Raw genomic sequence first — 16,150 nt, forward strand, 5'->3', positions numbered from 1 at the left:
GCGACTGATTCCCCGGGCTCCCGATCTCCGTAACTTCTTGTCCCGCAAGGGAAACCACCGCTCAGAAGGAGCCCCCCATGGACCTGCAGAACCTCGCCGAGCGCTACCTCGCCGCCTGGAACGAGACCGACCCGGCCGCCCGCCGCAAGCTGGTCGAGGAGACCTGGGCCGCCGACGGCAGCTACACCGACCCGCTGGTCGAGGCCCGCGGCCACGAGCAGTTCGACGCCACCCTGGCCGCCGTCCAGGCCCAGTTCGCCGGCCTGGTCTTCACCCTCGGCCCGGTCGACGCCCACCACGACGTGGCCCGCTTCACCTGGGAGCTGGCCCCGGCGGGCGCCACGGAGCCCCTGGTGATCGGCTTCGACGTGCTGACCGCGACCCCGGACGGCCGGATCGCCACCGTGGTCGGCTTCCTCGACAAGGTCCCGACGGCCTGAAGCCCCGTCAGGGGCTCGGGGAACGGCGAGGCCCGGTCTGCTGACGGTGCACTGCCGTGGCGCGCATCGGCTTCCGGTTCGGTCGAAGACCACGCAGCAGCACGGCCCCGCCGTTCCCCGAGCCCCTGGTAGTGCATGCCCCCCGGAAACGGACAACGACGCCTGCCCTTACCTGGTCGGGGAGTGGGCAGGCGTCGTGATGACCGGGTCCCGGCGGCTCTGGCGGGTCGGTGTTTGTCGGCCGTACCCCCCTCGCGGGGGGCGTGGGCGTTCTCGGGGCGGCGGTCGGTCAGACCACCAGCGAGCGGTCGGTCGGCTTGATCGGGGCGGGGAGCGGGGTCTTGCCGCCCAGGTACCTGTCGACCGCCGAGGCGGCCGAACGGCCCTCCGCGATCGCCCAGACGATCAGGGACTGGCCGCGACCGGCGTCACCGCAAACGTACACCCCGTCGACGTTGGTGCCGAACTTGCCGTCCCGGCCGACGTTGCCGCGGGCGTCGAGGTCGACGCCGAGCTGCTCCACGAGGCCGTTCTTGACGTCGGTGCCGGTGAAGCCCATCGCGAGGGTGACCAGCTGGGCCGGGATGACCTTCTCGCTGCCGGGGACGGGCTCGAACTTGCCGGCCTTGAACTCGACCTCGACCAGGTGCAGTTCCTGGACGTTGCCGTCCTCGTCACCGGCGAAGTGGGTGGTGGAGACGGAGTAGATCCGCTCGCCGCCCTCCTCGTGGGCCGAGGTGACCTTGTAGGTCATCGGCATGGTCGGCCAGGGCTGGCCCGCCGGGCGGTCCTCGGACGGCCGCGGCATGATCTCCAGCTGGGTGACCGAGAGGGCGCCCTGGCGGTGCGCGGTGCCGACGCAGTCCGCGCCGGTGTCGCCGCCGCCGATGACGACCACGTGCTTGCCCTTGGCCGAGATCGGGGAGTCGACGTAGTCGCCCTCCTGGACCTTGTTGGCCAGCGGCAGGTACTCCATCGCCTGGTGGACGCCGTTCAGCTCCCGGCCGGGGACGGGCAGGTCGCGGGCGGTGGTGGCACCGGCCGCGATGACGACCGCGTCGAAGCGCGAGCGCAGGTCCTGGCCGCTGATGTCGACGCCGGCCTCGACGCCGGTGCGGAAGCGGGTGCCCTCCGCGCGCATCTGCTCGATGCGGCGGTTGATGTGGCGCTTCTCCATCTTGAACTCGGGGATGCCGTAGCGCAGCAGGCCGCCGATCCGGTCGGCGCGCTCGTACACCACCACGGTGTGGCCGGCCCGGGTGAGCTGCTGGGCGGCGGCCAGGCCGGCCGGGCCGGAGCCGATCACGGCGACGGTCTTGCCGGACAGGCGCTCGGGCACCTGCGGGGTGACCCCGCCGCGGTCCCAGGCCTTGTCGATGATGGTGACCTCGACGTTCTTGATGGTCACCGCGTCCTGGTTGATGCCCAGCACGCACGCCGACTCGCACGGAGCCGGGCACAGGCGGCCGGTGAACTCCGGGAAGTTGTTGGTGGCGTGCAGCCGCTCGATCGCGCCGGACCAGTCGTCCCGGTAGGCGAGGTCGTTCCACTCGGGGATGAGGTTCCCGAGCGGGCAGCCGTTGTGGCAGAACGGGATGCCGCAGTCCATGCAGCGGCCGGCCTGCTTGGTGATGATCGGGAGGAGGCTGCGCTCGACGTAGACCTCGTTCCAGTCACGGAGCCGGACGTCCACCGGGCGGCGCTCCGCCAGCTGCTTGGGCGTGGTCAGGAAGCCCTTGGGGTCAGCCATTTGCCGCCTCCATCATCTTGCGAGTGGTCTCCACCTCGGAGAGGCCATCGCGCTCAGCGGCGTCCTTGGCGGCGAGCACAGCCTTGTAGTCGGTGGGCATGATCTTGGAGAAGCGGGAGACCCCGCTGCCCCAGTCGGCCAGGAGCTCGGCGGCGACGGTGGAGCCGGTCTCCTCGTAGTGCTGCTGGACGGTCTCGCGCAGCCAGTCGCGGTCGGCGGCGCTGGGGGCCTCGATGCCCACCATGCCGCTGTTGACGTTGGCCGGACGCAGGTCGAGCACGTAGGCGATGCCGCCCGACATGCCCGCCGCCAGGTTGCGGCCGGTCTCGCCGAGGATGAGCACCCGGCCGCCGGTCATGTACTCCAGGCCGTGGTCGCCCACGCCCTCGACCACCAGGGTAGCGCCGGAGTTGCGGACCGCGAAGCGCTCGCCGGCCTTGCCGCGCAGGTGGACGCGGCCGGAGGTGGCGCCGTAGCCGATGGTGTTGCCGGCGATGACGTGGTTCTGCGCGTCGGCGCCGATCGCGGCGGCGTCCCGGGCGGGACGGACCACGAGCACGCCGCCGGACAGGCCCTTGCCGACGTAGTCGTTGGCGTCGCCCTCCAGGCGCAGCGTCACGCCCTTGGGCACGAAGGCGCCGAAGGACTGGCCGGCCGAGCCGGTGAAGGTGACGTCGATGGTGCCCTCGGGCAGGCCCTCGCCGCGGTACTTCTTGGTGACCCGGTGGCCGAGCATGGTGCCGACGGTGCGGTTGACGTTGCGGATCGGCAGCTGGATGCGGACGGCCTCGCCGCGCTCCAGGGCGTCCTCGGCCAGCTCGATGAGCTGGTTGTCGAGGGCCTTGTCGAGCGCGTGGTCCTGGCCCGTGGTGTTGTGCAGGGCCGCGCCTTCGGGCAGCGCCGGGACGTGGAACAGCGGGGCCAGGTCGAGCCCGGCGGCCTTCCAGTGGTCGATGGCGGCCTGGGCGTTGATGTGCTCGGCGTGGCCGACGGCCTCCTCGATCGAGCGGAAGCCGAGCTCGGCGAGGATCTCGCGGACCTCCTCGGCGATGAACTCGAAGAAGTTGACCACGAACTCGGGCTTGCCGGAGAACCGGTCGCGCAGCACCGGGTTCTGGGTGGCGACGCCGACCGGGCAGGTGTCCAGGTGGCACACCCGCATCATGATGCAGCCGGAGACCACCAGCGGGGCGGTCGCGAAGCCGAACTCCTCGGCGCCCAGCAGGGCGGCGATGACCACGTCGCGGCCGGTCTTGAGCTGGCCGTCGGTCTGCACCACGATGCGGTCGCGCAGGCCGTTGAGCAGCAGGGTCTGCTGGGTCTCGGCGAGGCCGAGCTCCCAGGGGCCGCCCGCGTGCTTGAGCGAGGTCAGCGGGGAGGCGCCGGTGCCGCCGTCGTGGCCGGAGATCAGCACCACGTCGGCGTGCGCCTTGGAGACGCCGGCCGCGACGGTGCCCACGCCGACCTCGGAGACCAGCTTCACGTGGATGCGGGCGTCCGGGTTGGCGTTCTTGAGGTCGTGGATCAGCTGAGCCAGGTCCTCGATGGAGTAGATGTCGTGGTGCGGCGGCGGGGAGATCAGGCCGACGCCCGGGGTCGAGTGCCGGGTCCTGGCCACCCACGGGTAGACCTTGTGGCCGGGCAGCTGGCCGCCCTCGCCGGGCTTGGCGCCCTGGGCCATCTTGATCTGGATGTCGTCGGCGTTGACCAGGTACTCGGAGGTGACGCCGAAGCGGCCGGAGGCGACCTGCTTGATCGCCGAGCGGCGCGCCGGGTCGTACAGGCGCTCCGGGTCCTCGCCGCCCTCGCCGGTGTTGGACTTGCCGCCGAGCCGGTTCATCGCGATGGCGAGGGTCTCGTGCGCCTCCATCGAGATGGAGCCGTAGGACATCGCGCCGGTGGAGAACCGCTTGACGATCTCGGAGACCGGCTCGACCTCGTCGACGGAGATCGGGGCCCGGCCGAGGCCGTCCAGCCGGAACAGGCCGCGCAGCGTCATCAGGCGCTCGGACTGGGAGTTCACCCGGTCCGTGTACTGCTTGAAGATGTCGTAGCGCTTGGTGCGGGTCGAGTGCTGGAGGCGGAAGACCGTCTCCGGGTCGAACAGGTGCGGCTCGCCCTCGCGGCGCCACTGGTACTCGCCGCCGATCTCCAGCGCGCGGTGCGCGGCGGAGATGCCGGAGGCCGGGTACGCCTTGGCGTGGCGGGCGGCGGTCTCCTTGGCGATCTGCTCCAGGCCGATGCCGCCGAGCTTGGTGGTGGTGCCCGCGAAGTAGGCGTCCACCAGCTCCTGGGAGAGGCCGATGGCCTCGAAGACCTGCGCGCCGCGGTAGGAGGCGACGGTGGAGATGCCCATCTTGGACATCACCTTCAGGACGCCCTTGCCGAGCGCCTTGATCAGGTTCTTGATCGCCTTCTCGGGCTCGATGTTCTGGACGAACACGCCCTGGGCGACCAGGTCCTCGACCGACTCCATGGCCAGGTACGGGTTGACCGCGCCGGCGCCGTAGCCGACCAGCAGCGCGACGTGGTGCACCTCGCGGACGTCGCCGGCCTCGACCAGCAGCGACACCTGGGTGCGCTGCTTGGTGCGGATCAGGTGGTGGTGGATCGCCGAGGTGAGCAGCAGCGACGGGATCGGCGCGTGCTCGGCGTCCGAGTGCCGGTCGGAGAGGACGACGATGCGGGCGCCGTCGGCGATCGCGGCGTCGGCCTCGGCGGCGATCTCGGCGAGGCGGGCCGCCAGGCCCTGGCCGCCGGCCGCGACCTTGTACAGGCCGGAGAGCGTGACGGCCTTCAGGCCGGGCTGGTCGCCGTCCGCGTTGACGTGGACCAGCTTGGCCAGCTCGTCGTTGTCGATCACCGGGAAGGTGATGCCGACCGAGCGGCAGTGCGCCGGGGAGGCGTCCAGCAGGTTGCCCTCGGGGCCGAGGTTGCTGTGCAGCGAGGTGACCAGCTCTTCGCGGATCGCGTCCAGCGGCGGGTTGGTGACCTGGGCGAACAGCTGGGTGAAGTAGTCGAACAGCAGGCGCGGCTTCTCGCTGAGCGCGGCGATCGGCGAGTCGGTGCCCATCGAGCCGAGCGCCTCGCCGCCGGTCTTGGCCATCGGCGCGAGGATGACCCGCAGCTCCTCCTCGGTGTAGCCGAAGGTCTGCTGGCGGCGGGTGACGGAGGCGTGGGTGTGGGCGATGTGCTCGCGCTCGGGGAGCTTGGCGAGCTGGATCTGCCCGGCGGCGACCCACTCCTCGTAGGGGTGCTCGGCGGCGAGGGCGGCCTTGATCTCCTCGTCCTCGACGATGCGGTGCTCGGCGGTGTCGATCAGGAACATCCGGCCGGGCTGCAGGCGGCCCTTCTTGGCGACCTTCTCCTGGTCGATGTCGAGCACGCCGACCTCGGAGGAGAGCACGACCAGGCCGTCCTCGGTGATCCAGTACCGGGCCGGGCGCAGGCCGTTGCGGTCCAGGACCGCGCCGATCTGGGTGCCGTCGGTGAAGGTGACGCAGGCCGGGCCGTCCCAGGGCTCCATCAGGTTGGAGTGGTACTGGTAGAACGCGCGGCGGGCCGGGTCCATGGTGGCGTGGTTCTCCCACGCCTCCGGGATCATCATCAGCACCGAGTGCGGCAGCGAGCGGCCGCCGAGGTGCAGCAGCTCCAGGACCTCGTCGAAGGACGCCGAGTCGGAGTGGTCCGGGGTGCAGATCGGGAAGATCCGGTCCAGGTCGCCGGGGATCAGGTCGGTGGCGAGCTGGGACTCCCGGGCGGTCATCCAGTTGCGGTTGCCCTTGACCGTGTTGATCTCGCCGTTGTGCGCGACGAAGCGGTACGGGTGGGCGAGCGGCCAGCTCGGGAAGGTGTTGGTGGAGAAGCGCGAGTGCACCAGGCCGATCGCGGAGGCGTAGAGCCGGTCCGACAGGTCGGGGAAGAAGGGCTCCAGCTGGCCGGTGGTCAGCATGCCCTTGTAGACCAGGGTGCGCGAGGAGAGGGAGGGGAAGTACACCCCGGCCTCCCGCTCGGCGCGCTTGCGCAGCACGAAGGAGACCCGGTCCAGCGCGATGCCGGTGCGCTCGCCGTGCGTCACGAAGAGCTGGCGGAAGCGCGGCATGACGCCGCGGGCGGTGGCGCCCAGCAGGTCGGGGGTGACCGGGACGTCGCGCCAGCCGAGGACGGTCAGGCCCTCCTCGGCCGCGATGACCTCGATCCGGGTGGCCGCGGCGGCGGCCTCCTCGTCGCTGTCCGGGAGGAAGGCGATGCCGACGGCGTAGGAGCCGGCGGCGGGGAGCTCGAAGGCCACGTTCGCGCGCAGGAACGCGTCCGGGACCTGGGTCAGGATGCCCGCGCCGTCACCGGAGTCCGGCTCGGCGCCGGTGGCGCCGCGGTGCTCCAGGTTGCGCAGGACGGTCAGCGCCTGCTCGACGATCTTGTGGTCGGCGATGCCGGTCAGCGTGGCCACGAAGCCGACGCCGCAGGCGTCGTGCTCGTTGCGCGGGTCGTAGAGACCCTGGGCCTGGGGACGCGCGTCCGGAACGAGGGCGTAGGGGCCGGTGGCCTTGGCGTCCTCGTGGCCGGAGTGCATGGATGCAGACAGCATCGGCTCTCCCGTCGTCGTAAACAGTTGCTTCATGCAAAGGGACGACGTTGGCCCTGATGCGATTTGTCGGTGCAGGTTACATGATGCCGCCTGTACCGGGAAGTGGATTCCTGCGTCCACATCCCGGACTGATCCCCAGGTCAGGGGGCGGATGGGGGGAAGGCGCAGCGTCGCGCGTTCCCTCCAGTGTGCCCTGTGCCGAAGGGCGCGAAACAGGGGCGAAACGCCCTCGCCACACGCGCCTCAGGAGCCCCACCTGGGATTCTTCGAAGTCGACGCCGCCCCCGCTTTTGATTCCGGGGGTCGACAGCCGGATGTCGAGACTAGGGCAAGGCGCAGGCTCAGGCCCATGTGCGGAACATCACGCGTTCCATGGCATAACTATACAGAGGTCTGGATTTTCGTACAAGGCCGTTCGGGTGCCGGTCGATCGGCGGGTCGATCGACCGGTGCGTCGGCGGGTCGGCCGGCGTCAGCCGACGGCCCCGCCGATCAGCCGTCCCAGCAGGTAGGTGACCCCCGCCGCGGCCCCGCCCAGCACCAGCTGCCGCAGGCCGGAGAACCACCAGCTGCGGGCCGTCACCCGGGCCACCACCGCGCCGCAGCCGAACAGGCCGAGCACCGCCAGCAGGGCGGCCGGCCACAGCGAGGCCGCGCCCAGCAGGTAGGGCAGCACCGGCAGCAGCGCGCCGAGCGCGAAGCAGCCGAACGAGGAGAGGGCGGCGACCAGCGGCGAGGGCAGGTCGTCCGGGTCGACGCCGAGCTCCTCCCGGGCGTGCACGGCCAACGTGGTCTCCGGGTCGGCGGACAGCTGCCGGGCCACCTCGTGGGCCAGCTCCGGGTCGACGCCCTTGGCCACGTACAGCTGGGCCAGCTCGGCCAGCTCGCCCTGCGGGTTGCGCCGCAGCTCGATCCGCTCGGCCTCCAACTCGGCTTCCACCAGCTCGCGTTGGGAGGCCACCGAGGTGTACTCGCCGGCCGCCATGGAGCACGCGCCGGCCGCCAGGCCGGCCAGGCCGGTGAGCACCACGGTGCTCGGGGCGGCGGCGCCGCCGACCACGCCGGTCATCAGCGCGAAGTTCGACACCAGGCCGTCCATCGCGCCGAACACGGCCGGGCGCAGCCAGCCGCCGTTGACGTCCCGGTGGTGGTCGGCGTCGGGTATCCGGGGCTGCGGCCCCTCGGTCTGCGGCTCTGCGGTGACGGTGCTCATGCTGGCGGCTCCCCTTCCGGGCACGGCGGATCCCCCCGGGCCGCGCGTCGGCCGGGCTTGCTGGCGCCCCTCGAACGTACCCGTTTTGACCTGCTGCTTTCCAGCAAAGTAAGCCTGTCCAAAGGCAGTTGGGGCCGCCTCCGCCGGTCTCGGCGGTGGCGGCCCCAACGGGGGTCGGGCGGTTCGGCTCAGGAGGGCTTCTCGGAGCCCTCGGCGCTCGCCCGGGCCCCGGCTTGCCCGGAGTCCGCCGCGGCGCCGGAGTCCGCCACGGCCGGGGCGTCGCCCTGCGGCTGCTCGGCCTCGGCCGCCGCGGCGGCGGCCGCGGCGCGCTCCTCGGTGGCCTGCGGGTCGATCGAGTCCGGGTCCTCGCGGCCCGGGCGGAGCCTGGCGGAGAGCACGAAGGCGGCGATCGCGCCGAGGAAGACCAGGATCGCGGTCCAGTCGTTCAGGCGCAGGCCGAAGAAGCGGTGCGCCTCGTCGATCCGCAGCCACTCGGTCCAGAACCGGCCGAAGGTGTAGGCCGCCACGTACAGCCAGAACGCCCGGCCGTGGCCGAGGGTGAAGCGCCTGTCGGCCCAGATCACCAGGACCGCGACCAGCACGCACCAGATCGACTCGTACAGGAAGGTCGGGTGGTAGACGCCCTGGACGACGGTGCCGTCCGCCAGCGTCTTGTCGATCTTCAGGCCCCAGGGCAGGGTGGTCGGCCGGCCGTACAGCTCCTGGTTGAACCAGTTGCCCCAGCGGCCGCAGGCCTGGGCGAGCACGATGCCGGGGGCGATCGCGTCGGCGTAGGCGGGCAGCGGGACGCCGCGGCGGCGGGCGCCGATCCAGGCGCCGACCGCGCCGAGGGCGATGGCGCCCCAGATGCCGAGGCCGCCCTCCCAGATCTTCAGCGCGTCGATCGGGTGCTTGCCCTCGCCGAAGTACAGCTGGTTGTCGGTGATGACGTGGTAGAGCCGACCGCCGACCAGGCCGAACGGCACCGCCCAGACCGCGATGTCACCGACCGTGTGCCGGCCGCCGCCGCGGGCGACCCAGCGCCTGCTGCCGAGCCACACGGCCACGACGACACCGATGATGATGCAAAAGGCGTAGGCGCGCAGCGGGACGGGCCCCAGGTTGAGGACGCCCCGCGACGGGCTCGGAATGTATGCGAGATCCATGGCACTCTCGACGCTACCGTGTCCCACCGGTCACACCGGCACCGGAGCGGGTCACGGTAGCGTCACGCGGCGGCCGCCGGTCAGGGCGAGGGCGGGTTGTCGGACTCACCGGCGGTCGAGCTGGGCGCCGGGCTCTGTCCGTGCGAGCCGGGGGTGCCGAGCTGCTTGCCCTGGTTGGCCGCGTCGACCCACTTGACCAGGTTCTCCGGGCTGATCTGCTCGTCGCCCTTCTTCGGGTAGACCGCCTCGCCGTTCAGCAGCACCGTCGGGGTGGACTTGAAGCTGGACTTGTCGAAGTCCTGCTGCACCGCGGAGACCCAGCCGCCGAACGTGTTGTCGTTGACGCAGGCCCGGAACTCCGGGGTGTCCAGGCCCGGGACCTGCTTGGCCAGGTCGATCAGGGTCTGCTTGCTGCCGAAGGAGTCCTCGGTCTCCTCCGGCTGGTTGCGGTAGAGCACGTCGTGGTAGTCGCGGAAGTGCCCGGCGTCCTGCGCGCAGCCCAGCGCGTTGGCGCCGTACTTGGAGCCGTTGCCGCCCAGCGAGCGGTCGATGAACGAGACGAGGTGGTAGTGGACGACGATCTTGCCGGCGTCCTCCAGCTGGTCGACGGTCGGCGAGAAGCTCCGCTCGAAGCTGCCGCAGGCCGGGCAGCGCGGGTCCTCGTAGACCGTCAGCGTGGACGGGGCGTCGGCCGAGCCGACCGGGACGACCAGGTTCTTGTCGCCGACGGTGCCGGCCGGGGCGGCGGTGGGCGTCTCCGGCTTGGAGCGCTGGTTCTGCACCACCACGCCGATCACCACGGCGGCGGCGATCACCGCGACCACCACGCCGCCGACCGCCAGCTTCTTGGTCCGCCGCGCCTTGGCCTCCTCGGCGGCCCGGGCCTCCATCATCTTGTCCCGGGCGTTGCGCTTGCCTTCTCGGTTCTTCTCGCTCATGGGGTGCTCTTGCCAGTCCAGGGGTCGGGGTCGTCGGGGTCCGCGGAAGGGCGGATCGGGCCGGGTGCGGGGGCGCGGCGGGGTCAGGCGGCCAGCCAGGCGTCCAGCGAGAGCCTGGTGCGGGGGCGGTAGACCAGCCACGCCGACAGCAGCAGGAACCCGGAGTCGCGCAGGATCTCCTGCAGGTACTCGGTCTGCGACTCGTCCACCGCGCCGCCGCCGCCGAAGCAGCCGCAGTCGATCGAGATGCCGCGCGCCCACGCGGAGGAGATGCCGGCGATGAACACCAGCAGCAGCGCGGCCGAGACGATCGCGACGATCCTGGTCCCGAGGCCGAGCACCAGCAGCAGCGCCAGCGCCAGCTCCAGGAACGGCAGGCCCCAGCCGACCGGCTTCACCAGCGACTCGGGCAGGATCTCGTAGGCCCGCACCGCCTGCGCCGCCTCCGCCGGGTCGGAGACCTTGGCCAGGCCCGCCCAGCCCCACACCACCGCCAGGCCCAGCCGCACCGCCAGCCCGAACCACTCGGCCGCCGCGCCGTCCACCGCCCGGCGGACCCCGCTCACCCGGCCCCGGTCGGCCTGCTGACTGGCCATCAGTTCCCCCTCGGACGCGCTCCACCGTTTCCTGCTGATGAACCGTAGGGGATGGCGGGTGGTTCCTCCACATTCACGAGTTAAGCCGTATGAGTGACCCTAAACGGTCATACGTCCGATTTTCCGGATCATCGTCCCGGTGCCTCGCAGCCCGCGTCCGGCTGCTGGCACAGCACCGCCCGCTCGGCCCCCCGGCGGGCCAACTCCCGTTCCACACCGCCGCTTCCGACCAGCGCGGCGGCCAGCGCCAGACCGGCCGCCAGCGCCCGCAGCAGCACCGCCCGGTGAACCCGTGCCATCCGGATGCCCTTTCGCCGACGACCCGCCGGAGGGTTCAACGGCGCCGCCCCGCCGGGGAGCACCCGCGCCCGCCGGTTTTTCACCCTGCCGGAGTAGGCCCTCCGCTCCGGGCCCGCTCGGCGCCCTCCCCCGCCGACGCGAAGGGCCGCCCGGGGAGCGGAAGTTGCTCCCCGGACGGCCCTCGAACCGGTGCCGCTACCTGCGGCGGACGCCCTCGGCCAGCTCGCCCGCGAGCGCGCGGACCGCGGCCACGCCGTCCTCGGTGCGCTCGGCGTCCAGCAGGCGCTGGACGAATGCCGAGCCGACGATCACGCCGTCCGCGAAGGCGGCGACCTCGGCGGCCTGGTCGGCGTTGGAGACGCCCAGGCCGACGCAGACCGGCAGCGCGGTGGTGGCGCGGGTGCGGGCCACCAGGTCCTCGGCCAGGTTGCCGACGGCCGCCCGGGTGCCGGTGACACCCATCACGGCGGCCGCGTACACGAAGCCGGAGCCGGCCGCGGTGACCTCGGCCAGCCGCGGGCCGGTGGAGGACGGGGCGACCACGAACACGGTGTCCAGACCGTGCTCGGCGGCGGCCTTGCGCCACTCCTCGGACTCCTCCACCGGCAGGTCCGGCAGGATGCAGCCCGCGCCGCCGGCCGCCGCCAGGTCGGCCGCGAACCGGGCCGCGCCGTAGCGGTCCACCGGGTTCCAGTACGTCATCACCAGGACCGGCACGGCCGGGTGGGCCGCGGCGACCTCGGCGACGGTGCCCAGCACGTCCTTGATCTTCACGCCGCCGCGCAGCGCGATGTCGTCGGCGGTCTGGATGACCGCGCCGTCCAGCACCGGGTCCGAGTGCGGCAGGCCGACCTCGACGGCGTCGCAGCCGCCCTCGATCAGCGCCTTGATCGCGGCGGTGCCGCCGTCCACGGTCGGGAAGCCGGCCGGCAGGTAGCCGATCAGGGCCGCCCGGCCCTCGGCCTTCGCGGCGGCCAGCGCGGTGGTGAGCTTGCTGTCGGCCATGGTCAGTTGGTCCCTTCGGCGTCGTAGAGGCCGAAGTACTCGGCAGCGGTGTGCATGTCCTTGTCGCCGCGGCCGGAGAGCGAGACCAGGATCGTCGCCTCCGGGCCGAGCTCGCGGCCGAGTTCGAGCGCGCCGGCCAGGGCGTGCGCGGACTCGATGGCCGGGATGATGCCCTCGGTGCGGGACAGCAGCCGCAGCGCCTCCATCGCCTGCGCGTCGGTCACCGGGCGGTACTCGGCCCGTCCGGTGTCCTTCAGCCAGGCGTGCTCCGGGCCGACGCCCGGGTAGTCCAGGCCGGCCGAGATCGAGTGCGACTCGATGGTCTGCCCGTCCTCGTCCTGGAGCACGTAGGTGCGCGAGCCGTGCAGCACACCCGGGTCGCCCTTGGTCAGGGTGGCGGCGTGCTTGGGGGTCTCGGCGCCCTCGCCGGCCGCCTCGCAGCCGACCAGCCGGACGTCCGCGTCCGGGATGAACTCGTGGAAGATGCCCATCGCGTTGGAGCCGCCGCCGACGCAGGCCACCACCGCGTCCGGGAGCCTCCCGGTGCGGTCCAGCACCTGCTGCCGGGCCTCGACGCCGATGACGCGGTGGAAGTCGCGCACCATCATCGGGAACGGGTGCGGTCCGGCCACCGTGCCGAACAGGTAGTGGGTGGAGTCCACGTTGGCGACCCAGTCGCGGAACGCCTCGTTGATGGCGTCCTTCAGGGTGCGGCTGCCGGAGGTCACCGGGATCACCTCGGCGCCCAGCATCCGCATCCGGGCGACGTTCAGCGCCTGGCGCCGGGTGTCGACCTCGCCCATGTAGATGGTGCAGTCGAAGCCGAACAGTGCGCAGGCGGTGGCGGTGGCCACGCCGTGCTGGCCGGCGCCGGTCTCGGCGATGATCCGGGTCTTGCCCATCCGGCGGGTCAGCAGCGCCTGGCCCAGCACGTTGTTGATCTTGTGCGAGCCGGTGTGGTTGAGGTCCTCGCGCTTGAGCAGGATGCGCGCCCCGCCCGCCTCGGCGGAGAAGCGGCGGACGTCGGTCAGCGGGCTCGGCCGACCGGTGTAGTCCTTGAGCAGGGCGTCCAGCTCGGCGGCGAACGCCGGGTCGTTCTTGGCCTTCTCGTACTCCTCGGCGACCTGCTCCACGGCGGCGACCAGCGCCTCCGGGATGAAGCGGCCGCCGTAGGCGCCGAAGTAACCGCGTGCGTCGGGCACCTGGGCGCCCGGAAGGTAGTGCTCGGACATGATCCGTCCTCGGGTGAAGGATTGACGGCGTGGAAGTGGACCCTGCGGCGGGTGCCGGGCCCCCGGTCGGGGACCCTGGTCCTCCTGGCGGAGGAACTAGCCGCGGGGGCCGCGCCATCGGCGTCCGGGGACCTGTCCGGGCTCGCAGCCGATCACGTAGCGCACCCGCCGCCCCAGCGCCCGGCGCGCGGGCGCGCGGCAGCCGCGCGGGCGGCAGCCGGGGGCGAGACGGGAGGCGATCGACACGGCGGAGGTCAGCCCCGCCCGTTGTTGCGCAGCGCCGGGTGCGCCCCGGCGGCGACCAGGTCGGCGACCGCGGCCTTCGGGTCCCGGCCGGTGACCAGGGACTCGCCGACCAGCACCGCGTCGGCGCCCTGGTTGGCGTAGGTGATCAGGTCGTGCGGGCCGCGCACCCCGGACTCGGCGACCTTCACGATGTGCGCCGGGATGGCGTCCGCGACGTTGCCGAAGGTGTTCCGGTCGACCTCGAGGGTCTTCAGGTTGCGGGCGTTGACGCCGATGATCCGCGCGCCGGCGTCCACCGCGCGGGCGATCTCCTCCTCGTCGTGCACCTCGACCAGCGGGGTCAGGCCGATCGACTCGGCCCGCTCGATCAGCGAGACCAGGGCCGGCTGCTCCAGCGCGGCGACGATCAGCAGCGCCAGGTCCGCGCCGTGCGCGCGGGCCTCCCACAGCTGGTAGGCGGTGACGATGAAGTCCTTGCGCAGGACCGGGGTGGGCACGGCCGCGCGCACCGCGTCCAGGTCGGCCAGCGAGCCGCCGAAGCGGCGCTGCTCGGTGAGCACGCTGATCGCGGCGGCGCCGCCGGCCGCGTAGTCGACCGCCAGCGCGGCCGGGTCGGCGATCGCCGCCAGCGCGCCCTTGGAGGGGCTGGAGCGCTTGACCTCGCAGATCACCCGGACGCCGTCGCCGCGCAGCGCGGCCACGCCGTCCTTCGCCTCGGGCGCCTTGGCGGCGAGCTGCTTGAGCTCGTCCAGGGAGACCCGGGCCTGTCGCTCGGCGAGGTCCTGCCGGACCCCGTCGATGATCTCGTCGAGCACAGTCACGCGTGCGCCCCCATCGTGTTTCGGTGGTGAGGCCGGGAGCGTCGAGCGCGACCCCGGCAGTTCGATGGTATCGGGCGAGGGGGGCGCACTCCGCATCCACCGGCGCGCGTCTCGCCCAGCGGACCGCCCGGCGAGCCGCCCGTGCGCCCCGTTCACACCCCCGGCGGGGCCAGCCCGACACCGACCGGCAGGTTCCGCACCACCGCGAACAGCAGCACCACCAGGAGCAGCACCCGCGTCCGCCCGGCCGTCAGCCGCGGCCGCCGGACCGGCCGGCCGCGCACCGCCCCCGCCGCCCAGCCCAGCCAGAGCACCGCCAGGCCCAGCGCCAGCACCACCACCAGCAGGTTGTCGTGCGCCGCCGTGAGCACGTCCCCCCTGGCCAGCGCGTGCACGCAGCGCAGCCCGCCGCACCCCGGGCACCACCAGCCGGTCGCCCGCAGCACCGGGCAGGCCGGGTAGTGGCCGGGCTCGTTCGGGTCCACCAGGGCGACGAAGGCCGTCGGCAGCGCCACCGCGGTCAGCGCGGCCAGCGGGCGCAGCAGCCGGCGCGCCGCCGACCCCCCGCCGGCGGGGGACGGGACGGCCGGCGGCGGGCGGCGGGAGCGTTCACGGGGACGATTGTGCCCCGCCCGGGCGGGCCGCCCGGCCCGAGACGCCCGCGGGGCTCCGCCGGGCGGCCCCGGCCCGGAAAACGCCGGACGGCGGGCCGCGGCGGCCCGCCGTCCGGTTCGGCGCGTCGCGCGCCGGGGTCAGCCCGCGGCGACCGCGGTGCGCTCCTCGGTGGTGGCCGGGGCGAAGTTCTTGCTGGGCTGCTTGCCCATGCCCGCCATCGACATGGCCTTGCCGACCACGCCGCCGATCAGAACCACGGCGAGGCCCGCGATGACCAGCACGACGTTCGGAATGATCATCGCCACGCCGGACACGCAGAAGCCGACGAAAGCAATGACCACGCCGGTCCACGCGGCGGGGGTGTGGCCGTGCGCTGCTGCAGCCATCTTGTTGGTGCTCCTTGTTTCTCCGGGGCCCGGTCGGGCGGTCCTGGGCGGCGCTCGACGGGTTGACGCCTCCCATTGTGCCGGGCCGAACACGGCAGCCCCAAGCCGGGGCGGCCGTGGTCCCGCGCACACTCAGCCGGTCGGGTCCTCGCCCCGGTCCAGCGCCTTCCACAGGTCGGACGGGCTGTCCGCCCGCGCCGGGGCCTTCCGGGTCGGCGCCTCGTACCGCGAGCCCATGGCCGGCCAGCCGCTGCCGAAGCGCGCCGTCAGCGCACCCGCCGCCGCCAGCAGCACCCCGCCCGCCAGCGCCACCCACGGCCAGGCCGTCCGGCTGACCTCCGCGGCCCGGCCGCTGCTCAGCGCGAGCTGCCCCGCCGCGACGGCGTGCAGGCCCGCGGTGTCGGTGTACCCGATCACCGCGCCCGCGACGGCCCCCGCCCCCGCCAGCACCGTCAGCGCCCCCACCAGCACCCGCGTCCGGCCGCGCACCGCGAACACCGCGAGGGCCGCCGCCATCGCCACCAGCGCCGTGCCGGTCGGCAGCGCGGTCAGCCTGCTCCCGCTGGCGCTCACCGGGACCCGGCTGCCGCCCATCCCGAGCGCCACCCCCTGCACCCAGGTCCGGCCCGCCGCGGTCAGCACCAGCGCGGCCCCGACCGCGGTCAGCAGCAGCATCAGCCCCAACGTGCCGCGGGATCTCGAAGCGGGGGGAGCACCGGAAGGCGAAGCAGACGTCTCACTCACTCCCCCAGTGTCCCCGACCTCACCCCCGGCACCGGCACCACCCCTCCGGACGCCCCGGCGGCCGCGCCGCCTGTCCCTGCGGGTACCAGGGTCGGCGGGGCCTGGCACCG

The 16,150-nt window shown here is 73.0% G+C and carries 14 protein-coding genes; 1 reads left to right on the plus strand and 13 read right to left on the minus strand.

Features of this window, described 5'->3' with window-relative positions; all coding sequences use genetic code 11:
• Positions 1–77: 77 nt before the first annotated feature.
• Positions 78–440, plus strand: a complete 363-nt coding sequence (locus HUT16_RS08725) for a nuclear transport factor 2 family protein (RefSeq protein WP_176187062.1) — start codon at positions 78–80, stop codon at positions 438–440.
• Between the two features lie 289 nt (positions 441–729).
• On the opposite strand, the gene HUT16_RS08730 is transcribed toward HUT16_RS08725, so the two are convergent.
• The 13 genes from HUT16_RS08730 to HUT16_RS08790 form a co-directional block, all read right to left on the minus strand.
• The gene (locus tag HUT16_RS08730; RefSeq protein WP_176187064.1) at positions 730–2,190 is read right to left on the minus strand and encodes a glutamate synthase subunit beta; all 1,461 of its coding nucleotides are present in this window, start codon (positions 2,188–2,190) and stop codon (positions 730–732) included.
• The gene (gltB, locus tag HUT16_RS08735; protein ID WP_254897718.1) at positions 2,183–6,778 is read right to left on the minus strand and encodes a glutamate synthase large subunit; all 4,596 of its coding nucleotides are present in this window, start codon (positions 6,776–6,778) and stop codon (positions 2,183–2,185) included. Before gltB ends, HUT16_RS08730 begins: the two co-directional genes overlap by 8 nt.
• Before the next feature lie 472 nt (positions 6,779–7,250).
• Positions 7,251–7,991 (minus strand): VIT1/CCC1 transporter family protein, encoded by a 741-nt coding sequence (locus HUT16_RS08740; protein WP_176187066.1) that lies wholly within the window; start codon positions 7,989–7,991, stop codon positions 7,251–7,253.
• 188 nt (positions 7,992–8,179) lie between these two features.
• A complete protein-coding gene (gene lgt / locus HUT16_RS08745) occupies positions 8,180–9,157 on the minus strand; it encodes a prolipoprotein diacylglyceryl transferase (protein ID WP_176187068.1) in 978 nt (325 codons plus the stop codon).
• An 80-nt stretch (positions 9,158–9,237) separates the two neighbouring features.
• Positions 9,238–10,095, minus strand: coding sequence for a thioredoxin domain-containing protein (locus HUT16_RS08750; protein WP_176187070.1), 858 nt, complete (start codon positions 10,093–10,095; stop codon positions 9,238–9,240).
• A gap of 83 nt (positions 10,096–10,178) precedes the next feature.
• Complete coding sequence (locus HUT16_RS08755; RefSeq protein WP_176187072.1) at positions 10,179–10,691, minus strand: MauE/DoxX family redox-associated membrane protein; 513 nt, start codon at positions 10,689–10,691, stop codon at positions 10,179–10,181.
• 128 nt (positions 10,692–10,819) lie between these two features.
• The gene (locus tag HUT16_RS08760; protein WP_176187074.1) at positions 10,820–10,990 is read right to left on the minus strand and encodes a hypothetical protein; all 171 of its coding nucleotides are present in this window, start codon (positions 10,988–10,990) and stop codon (positions 10,820–10,822) included.
• Between the two features lie 196 nt (positions 10,991–11,186).
• The gene (trpA, locus tag HUT16_RS08765; RefSeq protein ID WP_176187076.1) at positions 11,187–11,996 is read right to left on the minus strand and encodes a tryptophan synthase subunit alpha; all 810 of its coding nucleotides are present in this window, start codon (positions 11,994–11,996) and stop codon (positions 11,187–11,189) included.
• Positions 11,997–11,998: 2 nt separating this feature from the next.
• Entirely contained in the window at positions 11,999–13,231 is a 1,233-nt protein-coding gene (gene trpB / locus HUT16_RS08770) for a tryptophan synthase subunit beta (protein ID WP_176192572.1), read from the minus strand.
• 251 nt (positions 13,232–13,482) lie between these two features.
• Positions 13,483–14,295 (minus strand): indole-3-glycerol phosphate synthase TrpC, encoded by an 813-nt coding sequence (gene trpC, locus HUT16_RS08775; protein WP_176187078.1) that lies wholly within the window; start codon positions 14,293–14,295, stop codon positions 13,483–13,485.
• 152 nt (positions 14,296–14,447) lie between these two features.
• Positions 14,448–14,810 (minus strand): DUF2752 domain-containing protein, encoded by a 363-nt coding sequence (locus tag HUT16_RS08780; protein ID WP_254897719.1) that lies wholly within the window; start codon positions 14,808–14,810, stop codon positions 14,448–14,450.
• A gap of 237 nt (positions 14,811–15,047) precedes the next feature.
• On the minus strand, positions 15,048–15,296 hold the full coding sequence (locus tag HUT16_RS08785) for an HGxxPAAW family protein (RefSeq protein WP_176187080.1): 249 nt from the start codon (positions 15,294–15,296) through the stop codon (positions 15,048–15,050).
• A gap of 132 nt (positions 15,297–15,428) precedes the next feature.
• Positions 15,429–15,971: a TIGR02234 family membrane protein gene (locus HUT16_RS08790; RefSeq protein ID WP_176187082.1), complete on the minus strand. Its 543-nt coding sequence runs from the start codon at positions 15,969–15,971 to the stop codon at positions 15,429–15,431.
• Positions 15,972–16,150: the final 179 nt, after the last annotated feature.

This window comes from Kitasatospora sp. NA04385 (assembly GCF_013364235.1).
GTDB lineage: Bacteria > Actinomycetota > Actinomycetes > Streptomycetales > Streptomycetaceae > Kitasatospora.